The organism is Aliikangiella maris (assembly GCF_040719265.1).
In the GTDB taxonomy this organism is placed as follows: domain Bacteria; phylum Pseudomonadota; class Gammaproteobacteria; order Enterobacterales; family Kangiellaceae; genus Aliikangiella; species Aliikangiella maris.
In genome coordinates, this window is sequence record NZ_JBFDAH010000083.1 from 1 (window position 1) to 2395 (window position 2395).

Annotated in this window: 4 protein-coding genes; 2 read left to right on the top strand and 2 right to left on the bottom strand. The window is 42.1% G+C overall.

Annotated features, from left to right (window positions below; translation table 11 throughout):
• Window positions 1-323 precede the first annotated feature (323 nt).
• Together ABVT42_RS22030 and ABVT42_RS22035 are read left to right on the top strand one after the other, a co-directional pair.
• Window positions 324-710, top strand: a complete 387-nt coding sequence (locus tag ABVT42_RS22030) for a helix-turn-helix domain-containing protein (protein WP_353898010.1) — start codon at window positions 324-326, stop codon at window positions 708-710.
• Window positions 711-1000: 290 nt separating this feature from the next.
• Window positions 1001-1186, top strand: a complete 186-nt coding sequence (locus ABVT42_RS22035) for a hypothetical protein (protein ID WP_367024489.1) — start codon at window positions 1001-1003, stop codon at window positions 1184-1186.
• 125 nt (window positions 1187-1311) lie between these two features.
• On the opposite strand, the gene ABVT42_RS22040 is transcribed toward ABVT42_RS22035, so the two are convergent.
• On the bottom strand, window positions 1312-1689 hold the full coding sequence (locus tag ABVT42_RS22040; RefSeq protein ID WP_353898008.1) for a hypothetical protein: 378 nt from the start codon (window positions 1687-1689) through the stop codon (window positions 1312-1314).
• Window positions 1686-2395 (bottom strand): hypothetical protein (locus tag ABVT42_RS22045; RefSeq protein ID WP_367024491.1); only part of this gene is annotated, 710 nt, incomplete at its 5' end. The genes ABVT42_RS22045 and ABVT42_RS22040, both read right to left, overlap by 4 nt.

Sequence of the window (2395 nt, forward strand, 5' to 3'; positions counted from 1 at the left end):
GGCAAGCACTAAAAAGCGGACGATGTTAATTGGGTAAAGTCGTTTAATTCTTGCACAATCTTATGATAAAGAAATTGGCAAGAAGTATGATGGTAAAAAAGTAAACTACACCATGCGGTTTAAACACAAAGCCCTGACTCTCCATCAGCCGAACCAGTGAGACTTCATTTTTTAACTTGTCGATAACCTCGTTTTTAATACGTGGCATAACTCGCTTTCCCCTAAAAAACCTGTCAAGACCTAAATCAACTAAATAACTCTGTTGCAGAGTACTCTATTTTAGAGTATTGTCAACTCTGATTTCTAAAACAGGGGGTAAACTAATGGCGTTAATTCAGAAACTGGTGAATCACATGACGCCACAAGATAAAGATTATTATCAAGCTTTAGGGCAACGCATTGCTCAATATCGTAAAGCTCAGAACCTGACTCAGGTTCAATTAGCTGAGTTCCTGGGGATCTCACAACAGACAATGGCACACTATGAAGGAGGACATTTAAGGATCGCCGTTTCCATGCTATTACCATTGGCTAAAAAACTAATGGTGTCGATTGATGAGCTAATCGGTGAACAGTCGGCAGTTAAAAAGAAACGAGGACCCACATCAAAATTAGAACAGCAGATTGCTCAGATCCAACAACTACCACGGACGAAGCAACGATTTGTAACTGAGATGCTGGATACGGTTTTACAACAACAATCTGGCTAAAAAACTTAAGCGCTGACTGAATGGGTTGCAGCCCAAACAGCCAGCTAATCACAACAACCTGACAAAGAGGTTACTATGACTAAATGCAATTTTACGCAAACAGCCCCCGGCTGTCATGAATTTACTGATAAAACCCTGCCACAATACAATTTTGCNAATGCAATTTTACGCAAACAGCCCCCGGCTGTCATGAATTTACTGATAAAACCCTGCCACAATACAATTTTGCCTTGCAGCCTTATTCTTATTTCAGGCAAATCCAGTGGCATTGGCAGGAGCCATTAACCATTGTGCCAGACTCAACTTCCCGCTGTTATCCAGAAGCCGCACCGCACTTTGAGCCGCCCATTCAGATGGTGTTACTCGGCCAGCAAGCCAATCATATTCAACTGGCTTTGTATGCCTTGCCCCATTTGCGATTTGGTTATACCCAGCCGCTTAATCGGCGTTGGCGGGAGGCGATTACAACGCTTTAAAAACTCAAAAGCCTTGTTCATCGGAACAAGGCTTAAAAGTCAGGGGTGTCCCCACTCAGCGTAAATTGTCAGTTACACAAAATAATTTACAGGGTCATGTGAGGTGGTTTTGAGTTGGACTTCACTTAGTCTGCTTGATTGCTATCTACATAAATTGCCCATTTGCTAGGTTTTAGATTCACTTTTTGCCAACCTAACTCTTCAATAGCAGCACTTGCAAGCGCCCTAATCTTACTCCATTCAATGTTATTTTTAAGGGCTTCATTGGTCCATAAGTGAGCATTCTTCTTCCCGCTTATCGAAACAATATACTCATCAAGTACACTTAAGGCTTTTTTTTGACTTTCACTTAGCCCTGACAAATCTTCATCTTCGATAACTTCCTCCCAGCTTAGAGCTAACTCATCAGCCGCGTTAGCGAAATCAGGAAACAAGTTCAGTTGCTGTTCTGATGGCTGCGCCAAGGCTTGAAGGGCCCAAGCCATTTTTTCATTAATCATCATTGTGGGGGCCCATTTATAATTGCTCCTTTCTGTCCATCCAAAACCCTAAAAGTCTTTGGATTAACAACCCAGATCTTACCTTGACTAGTAGTAGAGACTTTATAATAAGAACCTCCATGGCGACCACCGCCAGCATGAACTTGGATTTGTTGAATAGTTTTATGTCCTTGTATTTTAATAAGGGTAGCATTTCCAGAACCTCTCGTAGACTGCTTGATAGAGACTCCGAATCCTTCACTTTTAAATACTTTTAATATTTCAGATACGGAACGCCCCCAAATGACTCCTGGATTTTCAGCAATAGCTTGAACTGAAAGTGGTACTTTTCCTAACTTTACTGGAGTAAGTATCAGTACACCACCGACAGCAACCCGAATATCTTTAGATGCCTCAACAGCTACTTCGTTTATTGGATCGACGAGAGGATCTAGTCGCCCAAACTCTCCTGGCTCACTGTGAGTAAATCGCTCTAACCAATCGGGTACTAAATTAGCCAAATCCGTAGGCAAATTCCCTATGGCTAATTCGCCCGCATTTACGAGTGTATCGCCTAACTCATCATAAAAAGCATCGACTTGCTGTTCTGTTGTCTGACTGGTGCTCAACCCATCACCCACATTATCCTTATCATTCACTCCCTGTTCAACTTTATCAGCCGTCTTAGCCTTTTCACCTAGACCAGTGTTTCCGTTATTTTCTGGTTCAC

What these genes read in the sequence shown, in the direction of transcription:
- ABVT42_RS22030 (WP_353898010.1), top strand. Translation starts at nt 324, where the DNA reads ATGGCGTTAATTCAGAAACTGGTGAATCACATGACGCCACAAGATAAA.
- ABVT42_RS22040 (WP_353898008.1), bottom strand. Translation starts at nt 1,689, where the DNA reads ATGATGATTAATGAAAAAATGGCTTGGGCCCTTCAAGCCTTGGCGCAG.